Here is an 18,473-nt window from a genome sequence, read left to right as displayed (position 1 = left end):
TATTTATTATGAACGTATGATTATGTATTGCGTAAAAAGGAGATGATACGAATGGATGAACTACCTACTCTGCAAGAGTTACAAAGTTTTATCACGTATAGCAAAATGGGCAATTTTACGTTAGCGGCTCAAGCTGCTAATATTACACAATCTGCTTTTAGTGCGCAGATGAAAAAATTGGAACGCTTAGTGGGGGTGAAATTAATCGCCCGATCCACCCGTGGTAGTCGACTAACGGCAGAAGGTGAAAAGTTCTTACCAGAAGCGGAGCACATCATTGAAACGCTCGAACGAGCTATTCATAGTATTCGTTTAGCGAACAAATTGGAACGACCTATGTTAAATGTTGGGATTTTACGTAGTATTGGCGACGTACGGATGAACGCTCATGTTTCCTATTTTCAGCAGGCGAATCCAAATTTCTCCATTTCCATTTACGATATGGAAGAAGAAGAAATGTTGCTAGACTTACGTGAAAACCGTATCGATATTGGTACTTGTTATTTGCCAAATAATAAAGATATGAGCAGCTACGAAAGTATTGCTATTCGTGAAGACTCTGTTGTTTATTATGCGCCAAGACGCGAGCTGCCAGCTGACAAGTTATTAACTTGTGAAGAATTATTAGATTATCCAATGGTTATGTATCCGCCTAAGTATTTTATGAGTCATCGTTTGAAATCCTACTTCTCTGAAGAAGGTCGTGAATCCTTGCCTCAATTAGTTCGTTTGTCGAATCCATATGCTATGATTGATTATTGTCAACGCAATGATGCAGGGGCTTTAATTTCTCGTCATTTATTGGATACATTGGGGATTACAGAAGGTTTCTATACCTTGGCTAAACCTTTAAATTTACAAGTTTGCTTTGTATATCGCAATAATAATTCTAAATGGGAAACGATGAAAACATTCATGGATTATATCGTACAAAAAGTAGGCAAGTAATATTAGGCAATAGCCATAGTGTGTTATAAAACTTTATAGTAGCTTATTTATTTTATATTTTGCTATGGTGATAGGCAACTAACATTAAAACGCGGTTTGAACCGAGGGGCTCAAACCGCGTTTATCATTTCTTAGTATGGTATGTATTAAAAATCAACTGGGTGACCATAGTAAGCGGCTTCGTAGATTTTCTTGATATCTTCAACCGTTGGTTTACGAGGGTTAGTTAAGGTACAAGCATCTTCAACCGCACGTGGACTCATACGGTCAATAACAGCTTTAAAGTCAGCTTCTGAAATGACAGTATTTTGTCCTTCTTGGATAGTGCGCGTTAAGCCAAGGCGTTGGTTGAGGTTCCAAATCGCATCTTCTAAGCTATCAATGCCTAAGATACCTTCTAGTTTGGCATATTTGGAGGTTGCTTTTTTATTGTATTGAATAATATATGGTAATAAAATAGCATTGGCTTCGCCGTGAGTGAGGTGGAATTCGCCACCAATTTTATGAGCCATACTATGAACAATACCTAACGAAGCATTGGTGAAGGCCATACCAGCCATAGTGGACGCATTGTGGATTTTTTCACGAGCTAACATATTATCCGGTTCGTTATAGGCTGTTTCTAAATATTCAAAAATCAGTTGGATAGCGTGAAGGGCTAACGGATCTGTATAATCATCGGCTGCTGTTGATACATAGGCTTCTATGGCATGGGTCATAACATCCATGCCTGTTTGGGCCGTAATGAGCGGTGGCATTTTAGCAGGAATACGATTATCCAGTAGGGCAATATCAGGCACCATATCAGGCGATACGAGTGGGTATTTAATATTATTTTCTGTGTCGGTAATTACGCTAAAAGCTGTAATTTCAGAAGCAGTGCCACTGGTAGAAGGAATGCAAATTAACCGAGCTTTAGTCCGTAGTTTCGGGAAATTGAATTTTACAAGCTCCATGAAATCATAGCCTGGATATTCGTAATACACCCACATAATTTTCGCTGCATCCATAGGCGAACCACCACCTAAGGCAACAATCCAATCTGGCTTAAATTCAGCCATTTTGGCGCCCCCTTCGATACAGGTTTTTATGGATGGATCTGGTTCTACCCCATCAATGATTTGCACTTCCATACCTGCTTTTTCAAGTTGGGCTTTCGTTTCATCTAAAAAGCCAAAGCGACGCATAGAATTACCACCGGTAACGATAGTAGCACGTTTGCCTTCTAATTTTGATAGATGGCAAAGGGCATCATTGCCGTGAATGATAGTGTTAGGAATGCGAAATGTTGTGTACGCCATAGTAAACCTCCTTATATAATTGTCATTCGAACGATTAGTATAGTTTAATTGTACGCTTATTCTTGAATAATATCAATGAGCAAAAAGCATTTTATTCATGAAAAATATGAATTATAGAATATAGTTTGTTGCTTCGTAGTAGTGGAGATTATGTGGTAAGCTAGAGAGGTAATTCTTATTAAAATAGGTTGATTATAGATTAACAGGAGGATATATTAAGTTAGAATGCATTTTGAGTTGGAATATGCATTAATGTAGAGCACATATTAAGTTAGAATACACATTAAGTTGAGGACAGATAATGAAAAAAATAGCGATTTTAGTCAATGAAGATACGATGCAACGCTGTTCTTGTGGTGGTTGTTTAGGTGCCTTTATGGGCAAGCGAGATTCCTTTGCTCGCTATGAAGGGGACGAGTTAGAATTAGTAGGGTTCACTCATTCCGGTGGTGACTTAGCTAAGAAGCTGGCCACCTTGCAAAAGAAAGGCGTTGATGTGGTTCATATTTCTACTTGTACAAAGAGTAAAAATTCAGAGTATGAAGCTATTGCGGAGGCTTGTGCTGAATATTTTGATGTAGTGGGCTATACCCATGGTAGCCCTGATAGTAAAGGTACGGGGAAAATGGCTTTAGAGTTGAAGGCCCGTAAGCCCAAGGAGGTTGAATAATGGAATTACAAAAAAGTCAGACTTTTTTTCTTGGTCTGCAACATGTGTTAGCTATGTATGCTGGTGCTGTGATTGTACCTATCATTGTGGGGAGTAGTTTAAATCTTGATACTATGCAGATTGCCTATTTAATAGGCGCCGATTTATTAACCTCGGGGATTGCTACGCTATTGCAAGTATGGCGTAATCGCTTTTTTGGAATTGGTTTGCCCGTAGTATTAGGTTGTACCTTCACGGCAGTGTTTCCTATGATTGCCATTGGTAAGGAATTAGGCCTAGGCGCTATTTATGGGGCTATTATTACATCAGGCCTTATTGTGTTTATTATTTCCCATTGGTTTGGTAAATTGGTACGATTCTTCCCGCCTGTCGTGACAGGGTCCATTGTGACGGTCATTGGGGTTACCTTAGTGCCGGTAGCTATGAATAATTTGGCGGGCGGACAAGGAAGTCCTGATTTTGGGAGTACCATGAATTTAGCCCTGGGCTTTGCTGTATTGGCCTTTATTCTCATATTAAACCGCGTATTTAAAGGCTATATTCAAGCGATTTCCGTGTTATTAGGTTTAGTCTTTGGTACAGTAGTGGCTTTATTTCTGGGCCTTGTAGATTTTGCGCCGGTTATGGAGGCATCTTGGGCTCATATTCCTCAGCCATTTTACTTTGGTTTACCGACGTTTCACGGGAGTGCCATTATAACAATGACCATTGTTGCCATGGTGAGCATGGTAGAATCTACAGGGGTGTTCTTGGCATTAGGCGAAATTTGTGACCGTAAATTAACGCCTAAAGATTTAGCCCATGGGTATCGGGCGGAAGGTTTAGCATCCATTATTGGTGGTATTTTCAATTCCTTTCCTTATACGACGTTTTCACAGAATGTGGGCCTAGTAGAATTATCTAAAGTGCGCAAGAGTATTGTTATCGTAGTTTGTGGTATTTTATTAGTAATTTTAGGTTTGGTGCCTAAATTTGCTGCCTTAGCTACGATTATTCCTACGCCTGTACTAGGTGGTGCTATGGTTGCTATGTTTGGCATGGTGTGTTCGGCGGGGATACGCATGTTAGGTAAAGCGGATTTTAATGACTCTAATACTATGCTCATTGCTGCTTGTTCCATTACTTTGGGGCTTGGCGTTACGGTAACACCTAACTTGTTTGCTCAATTTCCTTCTGCTGTGCGCATTCTATTAGAAAGCGGTATTGTGGTTGGTGCTTTAACTGCAGTGGTGCTTAATATTCTATTTAATTATGATAAAATCCGTAATAATGAATAGTAAATCAAGGCAGGTTAAGATTGCTAATAGAGGCAGTACAGGTCAATAGAATATAAGATTATAAGGTCAATGGAATGCAAGCTCATAAGGTCGATGAAATACAAGTTAATAAGAGTAGTGAAATATAATATAATAAGAGTAATGAAATAAAATGTAATGTAAGGTAATAAAGCAAAAGGACTATCCCTTAGGTATCACCGTCAGTCAGGTGATATAGGGATAGTCCTTTTGTTAATGGTATTAGTGGAGTCTAGGGTTATCTTTATTTGAAAAGAGCGTAATAGATAACATAGAGCCAACCAAAAATCCCGTGGATAATAGCCCAAGGAATGGAATGCCAGTTTGCGTAACTGATAACCATGGCCAAGGCGGATCCAAAGGAAATACCAGTGGTAACTGTGGACGATAAAAATTTCATACGTAAACCTCCTTACCATATATAAATCTCAGATTGAGATGAAAATATAGGTGTTAACAGAATTACCTGCTAATTTAATATGATTATAACGCATTTTATATTAGTTTGTACAGTTTTCATTAAAAGACCATAAAGGTATAAATTCTATATACTATATTTAAAGAAATAGTGATTTATCAAGCAGGAAAAATAACTATATGCGTAGAAGTAATGATAAGTATGTTTGTCAGGTATAATTAGTGCAATGAGTTTTGATGTTAGGAGGCAATAGTATGTCATTTACTTGGGAACAAGGTGTTCCAGTGATTCAACTCGATATGGTTGCTACGTTGGCACTGGCTATGTTGTTATTGTTATTTGGTCGTTTTTTAGTAAATCGAATTAGTCTACTCAGTCGGTTTTGTATTCCTGCGCCTGTAGCTGGAGGGCTCTTATTTTCTATTTTAATGCTAGTGTTACAGCAAACAGGTGCGTTGTTAGTTAAAATGGATACGCTACTACAAACTCCCTTTATGTTAGCTTTTTTTGCTACCATTGGCCTAATTGCTAGTTTGCGATTAGTAAAAAAAGGGGGCAAGTTACTATTATTTTATTGGGCTTTATGTGCCTTCTTATCATTTATGCAGAATGTAATAGGTGTATCTTGGTCTGAAGTTTTGGGCTTAGATCCTTTGCTCGGTGTATTAATGGGGGCCGTTTCTATGGAAGGTGGTCATGGTAATGCCGCTGCTTTTGGTCCTGAAGTAGAAGCGATGGGCGTATATGGCGCAACTGCGGTAGCTATGGCCGCGGCTACGTTTGGGCTCGTTTCAGGGGGCTTAGTTGGGGGACCAATCGCTCGCTTTTTAATACAAAAATATAAATTACATTCCACCGAATTAGAAGAAGAACAAGCAGCAACTCAACCTATACTTGATCGTAAAACTGAGCCTGGTGATGCCACTACCATTGAAGAAGCCACTACGGTAGAAGCGAAGGAACAGATGGCTGAAGGGGAAGAAGTATCCTATGAAGTGGCGGCTAATGTATTTATTGTTCATGGCGCCTTAGTAGCTCTATGCATGGTAGTAGGTTTAGAATTAGCGGGGTGGATAAAAACTACTTTTGGCATTGCCGTACCAAGTTATGTAGGGGGCATGTTCTTCGCCGTATTATTGCGTAACTTAAATGACCAATTTAAGATTGTGAAATTGCATACTCCTACCATTGGTTTAATTGGTGATGTTTGTTTAGGTATTTTCTTATCTATGGCGTTAATGACGTTAAAACTTTGGGAATTAGCTGATCTAGCCTTACCAATGCTATTAATTTTAGGATCTCAAGTATTGTTTATGATTGTTTACAATATTTTTATAGCTTTTCCACTTTTAGGCAAATCCTATGATGCGGTTATCATGTGCGCAGGCATGGCGGGCCATGGTTTAGGGGCGACACCAAATGCGATGGCCAATATGAAAGCAGTAACGGAACAATTTGGCCCCTCCACCAAAGCATTCCTTATTGTACCATTATGTGGTGCGTTCTTAGTTGACCTCTTCGCGGTTCCTTGTATTGTATGGTTTATAAACTATTTTGCGCACTAGCGTATTAGCACTGTCTGAAACTAGGACCTATAATTTGTTACTTTTTAAATTATATGACTAGAAAATAGACGATTTTTAGATGATAGTAGCCTATAGTGTGTATATTAGAGAAAAATTACTATATGGTAGTTTTTTGAAAACTTGCTATAGGCTAGTGAGTTTTAGGTTTGTTACGTAGTGCTATGTAGTGCTATGTAGTGCTATGTAGTGCTATGTAGTAGTGGTTCACAATCAAGGAGGGCAAAGGTATGACATTTTTATGGGAGCAAGGTGTGCCAGTAATTAAGCTGGATATGATTGCCACATTGGCATTGGCTATTTTGCTGTTGTTGTTTGGCCGTGTTTTGGTAAATCGCATTAGTATTTTAGGGCGATTTTGTATTCCTGCGCCAGTAGCGGGCGGGTTGCTCTTTTCCATTTTAATGCTAGTGTTACAACAGTCCGGTTTGTTACTTGTAAAAATGGATACCTTATTGCAAGTGCCTTTTAGTTTAGCCTTTTTTACAACTATTGGCTTAATTGCTAGCTTACGGTTGGTAAAACAAGGGGGCAAATTACTAATTGTCTATTGGTTCTTCTGTGCTTTATTATCCTTAATGCAAAATGTTATTGGTACTTCGTTAGCGCAAGTACTTGGTATTGATCCTTTACTAGGTGTATTAATGGGCGCAGTTTCCATGGAAGGTGGTCATGGGGCGGCAGGCGCCTTTGGGCCTGAAGTTGAAGCTATGGGCGTATATGGTGCTACGGCGGTAGCTATGGCGGCTGCCACGTTTGGTCTCGTTTCAGGGGGCTTAATTGGTGGTCCTATTGCGAAGTATTTATTAAATAAGCATAATTTACATTCTAGCGAATTAGAAGCTGTAACTGTAGAAGGAGCACCTAATTCGGTGCTAGAAACTAAGGAAGAAGCAACAACGGAAGAAAGCGAATATGTAACCAATGAAGTATCGGCACACTCCTTTTTACTCCATAGTGGTGTTATTGCCATTTGCATGAGTGTAGGTTTATGGATGGCATCTTGGTTAAAAGGGACGTTAGGTATTGCTTTACCAAGCTATGTGGGGGCGATGTTCTTTGCCGTTATTTTACGAAATCTCAATGATCAACTAAAAGTGGTGAAACTTCATACGCCGACGATTAATTTAATTGGCGATGTGTGCTTAGGCGTATTCTTATCGATGGCGTTGATGACGTTGAAATTATGGGAATTAGTAGATTTAGCGATTCCAATGCTCGTTGTTCTTGGTGCGCAAGTGCTCTTTATGATTTTGTACTGTTTATATTTGGTATTCCCTATGCTTGGTCGTTCTTATGATGCGGTGATTATGTGTGCTGGTATGGCAGGCCATGGTTTGGGAGCTACACCAAATGCAATGGCTAATATGAAGGCGGTTACTGAAAAATTTGGCCCATCCACCAAAGCATTTCTTATTGTGCCGCTATGTGGGGCCTTTTTGATTGACTTGTTTGCTTTGCCTTGTATAGTGTGGTTTATTAATTATTTTGCGCATTAAAAGGGAATATTTAAAAAGCTTTATGATATTGTGGAAGATTAAGTTCCTTCGTAGTATAATAAAATAGTAGTTATTCTCAATTGTTTATTCGAGATTGTAATAACAGAATGTTTAAATACTATGCAAGGAGTGATAGGTATGGCAGACTTAAAAGTAGGCGATAAAGCCCCAGATTTTTCCATCGTTAATGATGCCGATACAGTAGTTAGCTTAAAAGAATTAGCAGGGCAGAAGGTTATTTTATACTTCTATCCTAAAGATAATACACATGGTTGTTCCGTAGAGGCACAGCAATTTAATGAAGCCTATGAAACGTTAAAACAGGCAGGCTATGTTGTGCTTGGGGTAAGTCGAGATACAGTAAAACGTCATGTTAATTTTAAAGCTAAATATGATTTGCAATTTGATTTGCTGGCTGATACGGAAGAAACTTTATGTAATGCCTATGGCGTTATGAAAGAGAAAAAATTATACGGGAAAGTATCTATTGGTATTGAGCGTTCTACGTTTGTCATTGATGAAAAGGGAATTCTTACTCACATTTATCGTGGCGTGAAAGCTAAAGAACATGTGGGGCAATTATTAAAAGACCTTGGCTTATAAAAAAGAAGAAACACTTCTCACTGAATACCCATTGGCGAAACGTCGTTGGGTTGAGGGAGACGTGTTTCTTCTTTTAGGTTATGTAGTTTTACTTCAAAGCACTCCACCAATGTCGGCGATAGGCTTTAATACCTTCCAGCACTACAGCAGAAGCCTGACTAGCTAAGGCCTTACTAGCTGGGGGAATTCCTTCTAGGCGATAGGTAAGGCCAATTTCTTCATATTTGCTTTTGCCCATTACATGGTATGGTAAGCAGTCGATAGTTCCTAGGTGCTTTAGGCTTCCTACGAAAAAGCCAAGGCGATACCAACGGTCTACATTATCAGTGATAGTAGGCACGACAACATGACGAATCCAAATCGGTACTTTGTGCTCGTCAATGAAGCGGGCAAATTTTAAAATCTGTTGATTGCTCTGCCCTGTCAGAATTTGATGTTTTTCATCGTCAATTTCTTTAATATCTAAAATGACGAGACTAGTGACCGACATAAGTTCTTCGTAGTCTTCTCGTTGACTTTCCTCAAAATAGATGCCACTAGTATCGAGACAGGTGTGAATGCCGCGCGCTCTAAAATACTTAAAAAGTTCAATAACAAAGGGCAGTTGCATTAGGGCTTCACCACCAGTTACGGTAAGACCACCATTTTTATAAAAGCTTCGATTGCGCTCAAATTGTGTCCATACCTCTTCGATGGTTATATTTTTACCTTGCTGCGCATCCCACGTATCTGGATTATGGCAATACGCACAGCGTAAGGGGCAGCCCTGCAAAAATAGCACCATACGCACCCCAGGACCGTCAACGGTGCCCATGGTTTCTAGTGAGTGAATGCGTCCAAGCATATATTACCTTTCTTATTAATTCAATATATTACCATTCTTATTAATTTATATATTATCTTCTTCTTAATAAGATAATAGGCTCCTCGGTTTGGGGAGCCTATTGTACTATATATTACTAAGAAGGGGGAAGGATGAATTACATTTGTTCGTGGAAAGTACGAGAAATAACTTCATCCTGTTGTTGTTTTGTCAATTTATTGAAGTGCACAGCATAGCCAGACACACGCACTGTTAATTGTGGATACTTTTCAGGATGTTGTTGCGCATCCAGTAACATTTCACGGTCAAACACATTGACGTTAAGATGATGACCACCTTTTTCAGAATAACCATCTAATAATTCTACTAAATTGTCGATTTGTTGTTGGTTGCTCATATTATTTGTCCTCCTTTTCGGAAATGGAAACATTTGGTTCACGGCAAGCTAAGTTTTCCTTGTTTACAGGTAAGCCTGTAGGCATATCACTTTGTAAAACGGCATCAAGATCTAATTTAATATCTAAATCACTCATGCGAACCATGGTTTCCCCATTTTTGCCAAGGGCATCAGGAATGATGGAGAAGGTATTTGAAATACCATCACTACAGTCGCGCCAAGGCATTTTGGCTACTGAGGCCATAGATGAAACGGCACCATGAGAATCACGACCATGCATTGGGTTTGCCCCTGGCGCAAATGGCGTGCCTTGTTTACGACCATCTGGCGTGCTACCAGTGGCATTGCCATATACTACGTTAGACGTAATAGTCAATAAGGACATGGTTGGCACACTTTCCCGATAGGTAGGATGCTTGCGGATTTTATTCATGAAGGCAGAGACTACGGTAGCTGCTAAGTCATCAACCCGATCATCATCATTACCATATTTAGGGAATTCGCCAGTAATTTCGAAATCTACGGCGATACCATTTTCATCGCGAATTGGTTTTACTTTGGCATATTTAATAGCCGATAAGGAATCAGCTACTACGGATAGACCAGCAATCCCTGTGGCAAACCATCGAGTTACTTTGCGGTCATGAAGCGCCATTTCAAGCTTTTCATAGGCATATTTATCATGCATGTAATGGATAATATTAAGGGCGTTTACATATACGCCAGCGAGCCATTCCATCATGTCGTCAAAACGTTCCATTACATCATCAAAATCAAGATATTCTGAGGTAATAGGACGATATTTAGGACCTACTTGTTTCTTTAATTTTTCATCTATACCACCGTTGATGGCATATAATAAGCATTTGGCGAGGTTACAGCGAGCACCAAAGAATTGCATTTCCTTACCAATACGCATAGGTGAAACGCAGCACGCAATAGCGTAGTCATCACCACTATTAGGACGCATTAGTTCGTCATTTTCGTATTGAATAGACGAGGTTTCAATGGATAATTTCGCGCAGAAGCGTTTAAAACCATCTGGTAAGCGAGGAGACCAAAGTACAGTTAAATTTGGTTCTGGGGCAGGGCCTAAGTTTGTTAATGTATGGAGATAACGGAAGGCCATTTTAGAAACTAAAGGTCGACCATCGGAGCCCATACCGCCGATGGATTCGGTAGTCCAAACAGGATCGCCAGTAAAGAGGTTATTGTATTCGATGATACGAGCGAAGCGAACCATGCGGAGTTTCATGATGAAATGGTCGACCATTTCTTGAATTTCCATTTCCGTATAACGGCCTTCTTGCAAGTCCCGTTCAGCATAAATATCTAGGAACACAGTGTTACGACCGATTGACATGGCGGCCCCATTTTGTTCTTTAATAGCCCCTAAATAGCCAAAGTATAACCACTGAATAGCTTCTTTAGTATCTTTGGCTGGTTGGCTAATATCGAAACCATAGGAGGCAGCCATTTCTTTTAATTCTTTTAAGGAGCGAATTTGATCGCGGATTTCTTCGCGGTCACGAATTAAGGTAGCTGTCATATCACCCATGGTGATGGAAAATTCTTTTTCTTTTTCCTCGATTAAGCGGTCAATCCCGTAGAGGGCAATGCGGCGATAGTCACCAATAATACGGCCACGACTGTAGGCATCAGGTAAGCCTGTAATGATATGGGCTGAACGAGCGGCACGCATCTCTGGCGTGTACACATCAAATACACCATCATTGTGAGTTTTACGGTGTTTGTGGAAAAAGTCCTCTAATTGAGGGTCCATATCAAAACCGTATTCTTTGAGTGCCATTTTAGCTGTTCGTAGACCGCCATAAGGGAACATCGCGCGTTTTAGCGGTTTATCCGTTTGTAGACCTACAATCTGCTCTAGCTCTTTAATAATATAGCCAGGACCATGAGAAGCTACCGATGTGGCTACATCAGTATCTGCATCAAGTACGCCACCTTTTGCTTTTTCTTCTTCGTAAAGGCGTAATACTTCTTGCCAAAGCTGTTGAGTCCGTTCAGTAGGACCTACTAGGAATGAGTCGTCCCCTACATAGGGGTTATAGTTACGCTGGATAAAGTCACGAACGTCAATGGCTTTATCCCATACACCTGTAATGAAGCCTTTCCATGCAGTATGTTGCATTGTAGCACCTCCATTAAGGAAATAAAGAATGGTATTAAGATACTTTAAGTGTATACTGTATTACGTATTAATTCAATGTTTGTAATGATATTATTTTTCGATTAGAGTTATGCATAAAATAAAAGATGAAGAAAAATAAGAAGATTTACTTGGTTTATTAAAATATTTATGTTTGTAAAAATAATATTTACTAGGAACCTTTGAATGTAGGTATATGATGAAAAATGTCGCATTGGATTGTTTTGTGCTGTTGTAGAAGATGTGTCAACTGTAATTGTGTTATAAATTAAGTAATAACCGTGTTTGATAGCTTTGGTAGCTGACAGTATAGGAGCTAGTTTTTGAAGTTTTGACGTTCTATTACTTGATACGTTGATTTCATCATATAGAATTAAAATATGTTTATAAAGTATATATTTAATGATATAAAGTGTAAGCTTATTTATATTTTATGAAAAATAAATCGATATTTTTAAAACTAGTTATAGACAAACTAAATGAAAAGTGTTATCATTAGTATACCAAAAGATTGAAAAATATGAATTTAGTTTTTGAAACTTGAAACAATATTTTAACTGTTATTTAGAAGGACATATGTAAAGGTCTTTCTTATGATTCCCCGCAATGGGGCAAGGAGGTATTTTTATGGCATACACATTACCAGAATTACCATACGCTTATGAAGCTTTAGAACCGCATATCGATGCTGAAACAATGCATTTTCATCATGATAAACACCACAACACATATGTTGTGAACTTAAATGCTGCTATTGAAAAACATCCAGAATTGGGTGAAAAAGATGTAGAAGCGTTGATTACTGACTTAAACGCAGTGCCAGAAGATATTCGCACAGCAGTGCGCAACAATGGCGGCGGTCATGCTAACCACACATTCTTCTGGAACATTTTGGCACCGAATGCTGGTGGTAACCCAACGGGCTCTATTGCTGGCGCCATTGATGAAGCCTTTGGCAGCTTTGAAAACTTTAAAGCAGAATTTGGCAAAGCTGCTACTGGTCGTTTCGGTTCTGGTTGGGCTTGGTTAGTGGTTAACAATGGCAAATTAGAAGTTGTTTCCACGCCAAATCAAGATTCCCCATTAAGTGAAGGTAAAACTCCAGTGCTAGGCCTTGACGTTTGGGAACATGCGTACTATTTGAAATATAAGAACGCACGTCCTGATTATGTAACAGCATTCTGGAACTTAGTAAATTGGGATCAAGTAAATAAACATTACGCAGCAGCTACAAAGTAAGAGCTGACTGTTGACGGACTTCCTCGCTAGTCCGCCCATATATGATGTAAAGGAGCCCCTCCGGTTTTTAGACTGGAGGGGCTCCTTTTTCTTATCCATGACAAAACTATCAAAGCGTGTTATGGTTTAATTAACATAATAGTTTACTTATTTCTATAATCATTATTAATTTTATATATTTTAGGAGGAGCCATGAAAGAAGAACAGACTAAGGATAAAGTACAGACACAATGGGCATATAATCCCTATAATTCCTCTCGTGATGATAGGTTGTTGGCAGTTGGTGCTAACACCGAAGATGTGTTCTTTTGGTTAGGTGAAATTAATAAAGCTTCCTTAGTGATTAATTCTAGGATTGGTTTATTAGATGTAGAGTCCGCTAAGGCATTTGCTAAGGGGTTACAACAGGTATTAGAGAAGGGCGATACGACACAAACAAGAGCTCAAAGTGTTGTAGATTTTGAAGCGTTGTGGGTGCAGCAATCAGGGGCTGAAGTGAGTCGCATTCATGCAGGCCGTTCTAGTCAAGATATGCTGACTACAGCGAATATGGCTGTGTTAAGAACGGCTTTATTAGCGCTAGGTAAGGCGCTAGGGAGGCTTACTAAGGTTCTTTTAGAATTGGCCAATGAACATAAAGAAACGATTGTGCCTGCGTATACAAATGGGGTAGCGGCCCAGCCAACGTCCTATGGACATTATTTGCATGCATTTTTTGAGGGCTTTTCACGGGATTTAGATCGTTTGCAGGCTGTATATAAACGAATTAATCGTAGTCCTATGGGGGCTATGGTACTCAATGGAACGGGATGGCCCTTGGATCGCGAAGCGATGGCTCAATATTTGGGATTTAAAGCCTTAGCCTATAATTGCTATGATGCTACACAGGTATATACGTTAGAATATGCGGCAGACTTGGCTTCACTTACCAATAGTTTGGCTATTCATGTAGGCAATTTTATTGCTGACGTGATGCAACAGTATGCGCAACCGCGGCCTTGGATTATATTACAAGAAGGGCAAGGTAATACTTATGTTTCAAGTGCTATGCCACAGAAGCGTAATCCAGGGTTGTTGAATGCAACGCGCACGAAGGCCTCTACTTTATTAGGCGAGGGATATACAGCGGTGATGCGGGCTCATAATGTGCCACCTGGTATGGCGGATGCTAGGGGGCTTGATTTAGTAGAGTTGCTAACGTCTGCTCAGTCGGTGGTAACTTTATTTACTCATTGTTTGCAAGTGTTACAGGTGGATAAAAAGCGCGCATTAGAAGAATTGAATTTAGATTGGACGGCTTCACAAGAAGTGGCTGATATTTTAATGCGTGAGTATGATATTCCGTTCCGCATCGGTCATCATGTAGCGTCAGAAGTGGTAAGTTATGCAAGACAGCATGGGCTAAAGCCGTTGGACTTTCCTTATGAAGTGGTGGTCCAAATTTATACAAATATTGCTGAAACGATTAACGATATAGAATTGCCAAGTATATTTCCTATGAGTGAGCAACGTTTTAAAGCTGCTTTGAATCCTACTGAAATTGTACAACATCGTGCCGTTAAAGGGGGCCCGCAAAAGTCTGAAATGGCGTATATGTTACAACAAGGGCGGCTTACTTTAGACAATAAGGTTTATTGGTTAAGTGAGGCGCAATCTGCTTTAGAAAGGGCCCGTAACACCTTGCAACGAGACTTTCAAATGATATTAGAGGGATAATAATATATCTTTTTAACGACAAAATCATTGAGAAATGGTATCATATATATAGAAACGAAATTATTCAATATAATAGAATGCAATTAAATAGTAGACTGCTCGGTAGCTAGCTGTAAGTAGTGGCAGGTAGTTAGCGGGGGAATATTATAAAGGCGTATCTATAAAGGAATAAATTAAAAGAGAGTAAAGTAAGGATGTCATATGGATAACGAGAAAAATTTGCGGATTGTAAGCATCAATCCGTATGCGATTGCGCAAATAGAGAATCCCACAGAAGAGATGAAGTTGATAGCACTTCGCAAGAATGGCATGGTGCTTCAATATATAAAGGACCCTACCCCTGAAATGGTAGATATTGCGATGACAAATGCGCCACGGGCGATTCAGTACATTAAAAATCCGTCCCATGAATTGTTGGAATTAGTTGTTTCCAAGGGGTGGAATAATTTAGAATTGATTGATAATCCCGATGAAGATTTAATTCGCATAGCCTTGGCCCAATCTGGCTGGGCTATTCAATATTTAGACAACCCTAGCGAGGAGTTACAGTTGTTGGCTGTTGAGTCGAACTACGATGCTATTAAATTTATTGAAAAGCCCTCGGAAGCGGTGCAACTGGCAGCCGTTAAACAAAATTATCAAGCTCTTAGCTATATTAAAGAACCTACGGCACAAGCGATTGATTTGGCGGTGTCTTTAGACCCTCAGGCGGTGCGCTTATTAGGGGAGGTAACGGTCGATCAAGCCTTACATTTTATTACAATTAGTAGTTTGATTACGAAATATTTGCCTGCCGGTTATATGATTCCGCCTATTTATTTGGAAGAGACCTTAAAAAAAGTAGTAGCTGATGAAACTATGAGTGAGCAATATGTGCGTGATTTATTGAACTGTACATATATTGGCAAGCATAATAAAGGCTTTGAAGCAGATGTAGTAGGGTTGATTGATCAATATGGGACTCAGCAAGCGCGTCGCGTAGCTGTTGATGAATTATTGAAGTTTTAAGAATAGAAAATAGTAAGCATTAAAAAGTAAAAGGATAGTATATATGAATTTTGTTGAAACAATGAAAAGTGTAGAATTAGTGTTGGCAGCGGGTCAGGTGCCGTTGTTAATTGGTGAAACAGGGATTGGTAAGACTTCGTTGGCCCATAAGTTAGCAATGAAAAAGGATTGGTCGCTAGTAACGATTGATGGGAACTTATTAAAAGAAGGGGAAATTGGTGGGTTACCAACGGTAGATAGTTTTGCTCGTCAAATGGATGATGGTACGATGGCTACTGAGAAAGTGACAGTGTATGCTATTCACTATAAATTGAAAAAAATTGCTGATGAATTAGCGGCAGGTCATACAGTATTACTCTTTATTGATGAAATTAACCGTTGTGAACATGCGGTACAACAAGAGTTGATGAATTTAATTTTAAATCGTGAGATTAACGGCTTTACCTTAGGAAACGATGTTCATATTGTAGCGGCCATGAACCCTACTAATAGTTATGACTATCAGACGGTAGAAATGGATGTGGCGCAGCAGAACCGTTTTGTGTGGCTTCAAATGGAACCTGACTATATGCAGTGGTTGGACTGGGCTGCTGATGTAAAGTTAGAGCCTATGGTGATGGAGTTCATTAGTACGTATCCTGAATATTTGCATAAAATGAATGAAGATGATATTTATGCAACGCCTCGTAGTTATGAACGTGTATCCGCTTTATATGCTATGTATAAAGAAAATCCGGAAGCTATCGGTAAAGATGTGTTCTTTAATGTAATTCGTGGTAATGTAGGGAAAGTGATTGCGCAAGAATTTGTTAGCTTTGTAGCGGCTGACCACGATCCATTAATTACCTTTGACGATGTATTTAGTGGTGATACCTTAGCCGATTCAGTAGTGGCTCGTTTGCAGCAGGAAGGCCATACACGTTTATATTTAACGGCTAAAAACTTAATGCGTCACATGGAATTGCGGGCGCATCAATTGTTTGTAGATGAAACGACAGCACAGGGATTAATGACACGTTTCATGGAGTTTATGAAACACTATCCAGAAGATTTACAGATGGCAGTGATGAAGGATATTCGTAATAATTTTCCTAAATTTTATGGGGAAGCCATTAAAAGTGATGACTTTGTAAATACGTTTTTTGATTTGCAACGGAGTTTATAATGTCTATTAATAGTGAAATCGATATTGTCACGCGTCGTGACTCAGTGGTTACGGTGACGCCTACGTCCAATGACCCGTTAGAAGCGACGCGCATACAATTATTGAAGGAAGCCAAACAGATTGTCATAGCCTGGCAACAAGAGCGCGAAGCGTTACAACGAGCACAAGAAATAAAAGATAATGCGTATACAAATTCTATTGGCTATGCCATTACCGAAGCCGCTGCTTTGGCCGCAGGCAAACGCGATTTAGCGGTGGGGATGGTAGATGTAGAAGCCAGTGAGGATTTTAAACAGCGATTTTTAAAATTCGTTTCAAAATTAAATTTGCGCCTTATTGAAAATGACTCATTCTATGGCTATTTTTTCTTGCAAGTGGGGCAAGAAATTCGTTTCACCATGACCAGTGGGACGGGTATTAATTTCAAAGGCAGTCGCTATGTTATGTATTTTAATCCACTTATATTTCTTGATATGACGCCGGCACAGATGATGAGCTCTATTAAACATGAAATTTTACATGTTATTTCCTTGCATCTCATTCGTGCTAAGCGACTGTATGAACGGTATACCCCGTTAGCTATTAATTTAGCCATGGACATTGTGGTAAATAACTACATTGAGCCGTTACCACCAGGGGCCATTGATGTGAAATGGCTTAATAAGAATTTTGGTACTCATGTAGTGGCTTTTAAACCGCTAGAGTACTATGTAGATGAGATTCAAGCCCATATTGATATGGCTCGTGAAACGGATGGGGCTACGGAAATAGAAGATGGTTTAAGTGATGTGCCAATGAGCCCTACGGATGTGGCGGATTCCTTTGATGCGACGAAGAGTCATGATATTTGGGCGGAGTCGGATCAAGTGGATGGAGATTCACAACAGCAATTGACGGATAAGGTGGTGGATACGTCCTCAAAAGGAGAATTGCCAGGCTATTTGTCGGGGTTACTGAGTGAGATGAAGTCGCATCGTGCTAGTTTACCTTGGTCTGTGTATTTGAAACGGCTCATTGGATCCGTGGCGTATGGTCATCGTAAGACAACGACACGTCGTAGTCGTCGTCAACCAGAACGTTTGGAGTTACGTGGGACCTTGCGGAAACGGCGGGCTAAGATTGTAGTGGCGTTAGACTGTAGTGGCAGTATTACGGATGGAGCTTTCCGTCAAGCTATGTTAGAAGTGCTTGAAATTACAAAGAGTTATGATTTTGAAATTACCGTAGTAGAATGCGATAGTGTCATTCGGCGTACGTATACAGTGAAGAAAATTCAGGATGTAGAGCCTCGTGTTACGGCTCGAGGAAGTACCTTGTTTAGCCCTGTTGTGTCCTATGCCAATGATTTACAGGCCGATTTATTGATTTACTTCACTGATGGTAAAGGGGAAAAACATTTAAAAATAAATCCTAAACATTATAAAATCTTGTGGGTCCTCGTGGGGGAAGAGGCGAAATTGTCTGTTGAAACACCGTGGGGCTTAGTGAAACGGTTAGCTCAAACGGTTAAAGAATATGATATGACCGTTGATTATGAGCGCACTGACGGATACTCCATGAATAACCAAGAAGGTTTCTCTATGGCTAATCAAGAGAAGGATTGGGATGAATAAAATCTAAAAAGGCTGTAACAAAATG

The 18,473-nt window shown here is 39.6% G+C and carries 16 protein-coding genes; 11 read left to right on the top strand and 5 right to left on the bottom strand.

Features of this window, described 5'->3' with window-relative positions; translation table 11 throughout:
- Positions 1-51: 51 nt before the first annotated feature.
- Positions 52-948, top strand: coding sequence for a LysR family transcriptional regulator (locus VER_RS01310; protein ID WP_162099087.1), 897 nt, complete (start codon positions 52-54; stop codon positions 946-948).
- Positions 949-1,094: 146 nt separating this feature from the next.
- On the opposite strand, the gene VER_RS01305 is transcribed toward VER_RS01310, so the two are convergent.
- Positions 1,095-2,249, bottom strand: a complete 1,155-nt coding sequence (locus VER_RS01305) for an iron-containing alcohol dehydrogenase (RefSeq protein WP_162099086.1) — start codon at positions 2,247-2,249, stop codon at positions 1,095-1,097.
- A gap of 298 nt (positions 2,250-2,547) precedes the next feature.
- Here VER_RS01305 and VER_RS01300 point away from each other — a divergent pair, with 298 nt between their 5' ends.
- Positions 2,548-2,919: a CGGC domain-containing protein gene (locus tag VER_RS01300; RefSeq protein WP_162099099.1), complete on the top strand. Its 372-nt coding sequence runs from the start codon at positions 2,548-2,550 to the stop codon at positions 2,917-2,919.
- Entirely contained in the window at positions 2,919-4,196 is a 1,278-nt protein-coding gene (locus tag VER_RS01295) for a nucleobase:cation symporter-2 family protein (protein ID WP_162099085.1), read from the top strand. Before VER_RS01300 ends, VER_RS01295 begins: the two co-directional genes overlap by 1 nt.
- Positions 4,197-4,458: 262 nt before the next feature.
- Here the strand turns inward: VER_RS01295 and VER_RS10290 are convergent, their stop codons facing one another.
- Positions 4,459-4,614, bottom strand: a complete 156-nt coding sequence (locus tag VER_RS10290) for a hypothetical protein (protein WP_202922098.1) — start codon at positions 4,612-4,614, stop codon at positions 4,459-4,461.
- 272 nt (positions 4,615-4,886) lie between these two features.
- Here VER_RS10290 and gltS (VER_RS01290) point away from each other — a divergent pair, with 272 nt between their 5' ends.
- The 3 genes from gltS (VER_RS01290) to bcp all read left to right on the top strand — a co-directional run bounded on the left by gltS (VER_RS01290) (position 4,887) and on the right by bcp (position 8,317).
- Entirely contained in the window at positions 4,887-6,197 is a 1,311-nt protein-coding gene (gltS, locus tag VER_RS01290; RefSeq protein ID WP_162099084.1) for a sodium/glutamate symporter, read from the top strand.
- Positions 6,198-6,445: 248 nt separating this feature from the next.
- A complete protein-coding gene (gltS, locus tag VER_RS01285) occupies positions 6,446-7,714 on the top strand; it encodes a sodium/glutamate symporter (protein WP_162099083.1) in 1,269 nt (422 codons plus the stop codon).
- A 138-nt stretch (positions 7,715-7,852) separates the two neighbouring features.
- A complete protein-coding gene (gene bcp / locus VER_RS01280; RefSeq protein ID WP_162099082.1) occupies positions 7,853-8,317 on the top strand; it encodes a thioredoxin-dependent thiol peroxidase in 465 nt (154 codons plus the stop codon).
- Between the two features lie 88 nt (positions 8,318-8,405).
- On the opposite strand, the gene pflA is transcribed toward bcp, so the two are convergent.
- The 3 genes from pflA to pflB form a co-directional block, all read right to left on the bottom strand.
- Entirely contained in the window at positions 8,406-9,161 is a 756-nt protein-coding gene (gene pflA / locus VER_RS01275; RefSeq protein ID WP_162099081.1) for a pyruvate formate-lyase-activating protein, read from the bottom strand.
- Positions 9,162-9,297: 136 nt separating this feature from the next.
- Entirely contained in the window at positions 9,298-9,537 is a 240-nt protein-coding gene (gene grcA3, locus VER_RS01270) for an autonomous glycyl radical cofactor GrcA3 (RefSeq protein ID WP_162099080.1), read from the bottom strand.
- A gap of 1 nt (position 9,538) precedes the next feature.
- Positions 9,539-11,689, bottom strand: a complete 2,151-nt coding sequence (gene pflB, locus VER_RS01265) for a formate C-acetyltransferase (protein WP_162099079.1) — start codon at positions 11,687-11,689, stop codon at positions 9,539-9,541.
- A 645-nt stretch (positions 11,690-12,334) separates the two neighbouring features.
- Here pflB and VER_RS01260 point away from each other — a divergent pair.
- The 5 genes from VER_RS01260 to VER_RS01240 all read left to right on the top strand — a co-directional run bounded on the left by VER_RS01260 (position 12,335) and on the right by VER_RS01240 (position 18,448).
- The gene (locus tag VER_RS01260) at positions 12,335-12,946 is read left to right on the top strand and encodes a superoxide dismutase (protein ID WP_162099078.1); all 612 of its coding nucleotides are present in this window, start codon (positions 12,335-12,337) and stop codon (positions 12,944-12,946) included.
- A gap of 192 nt (positions 12,947-13,138) precedes the next feature.
- The gene (locus VER_RS01255; RefSeq protein ID WP_162099077.1) at positions 13,139-14,662 is read left to right on the top strand and encodes a lyase family protein; all 1,524 of its coding nucleotides are present in this window, start codon (positions 13,139-13,141) and stop codon (positions 14,660-14,662) included.
- Between the two features lie 201 nt (positions 14,663-14,863).
- Positions 14,864-15,670 (top strand): hypothetical protein, encoded by an 807-nt coding sequence (locus VER_RS01250; RefSeq protein WP_162099076.1) that lies wholly within the window; start codon positions 14,864-14,866, stop codon positions 15,668-15,670.
- A gap of 43 nt (positions 15,671-15,713) precedes the next feature.
- Positions 15,714-16,835 (top strand): AAA family ATPase, encoded by a 1,122-nt coding sequence (locus VER_RS01245; protein WP_162099075.1) that lies wholly within the window; start codon positions 15,714-15,716, stop codon positions 16,833-16,835.
- Entirely contained in the window at positions 16,835-18,448 is a 1,614-nt protein-coding gene (locus VER_RS01240; RefSeq protein ID WP_162099074.1) for a VWA-like domain-containing protein, read from the top strand. The genes VER_RS01245 and VER_RS01240 overlap by 1 nt, the downstream gene beginning before the upstream one ends.
- Positions 18,449-18,473: the final 25 nt, after the last annotated feature.

The organism is Veillonella sp. R32 (assembly GCF_010093125.1).
Lineage (GTDB): Bacteria > Bacillota > Negativicutes > Veillonellales > Veillonellaceae > Veillonella_A.
The sequence above is the reverse complement of the archived record's forward strand: the minus strand, read 5'-3'. Positions and strand labels throughout refer to the sequence as shown.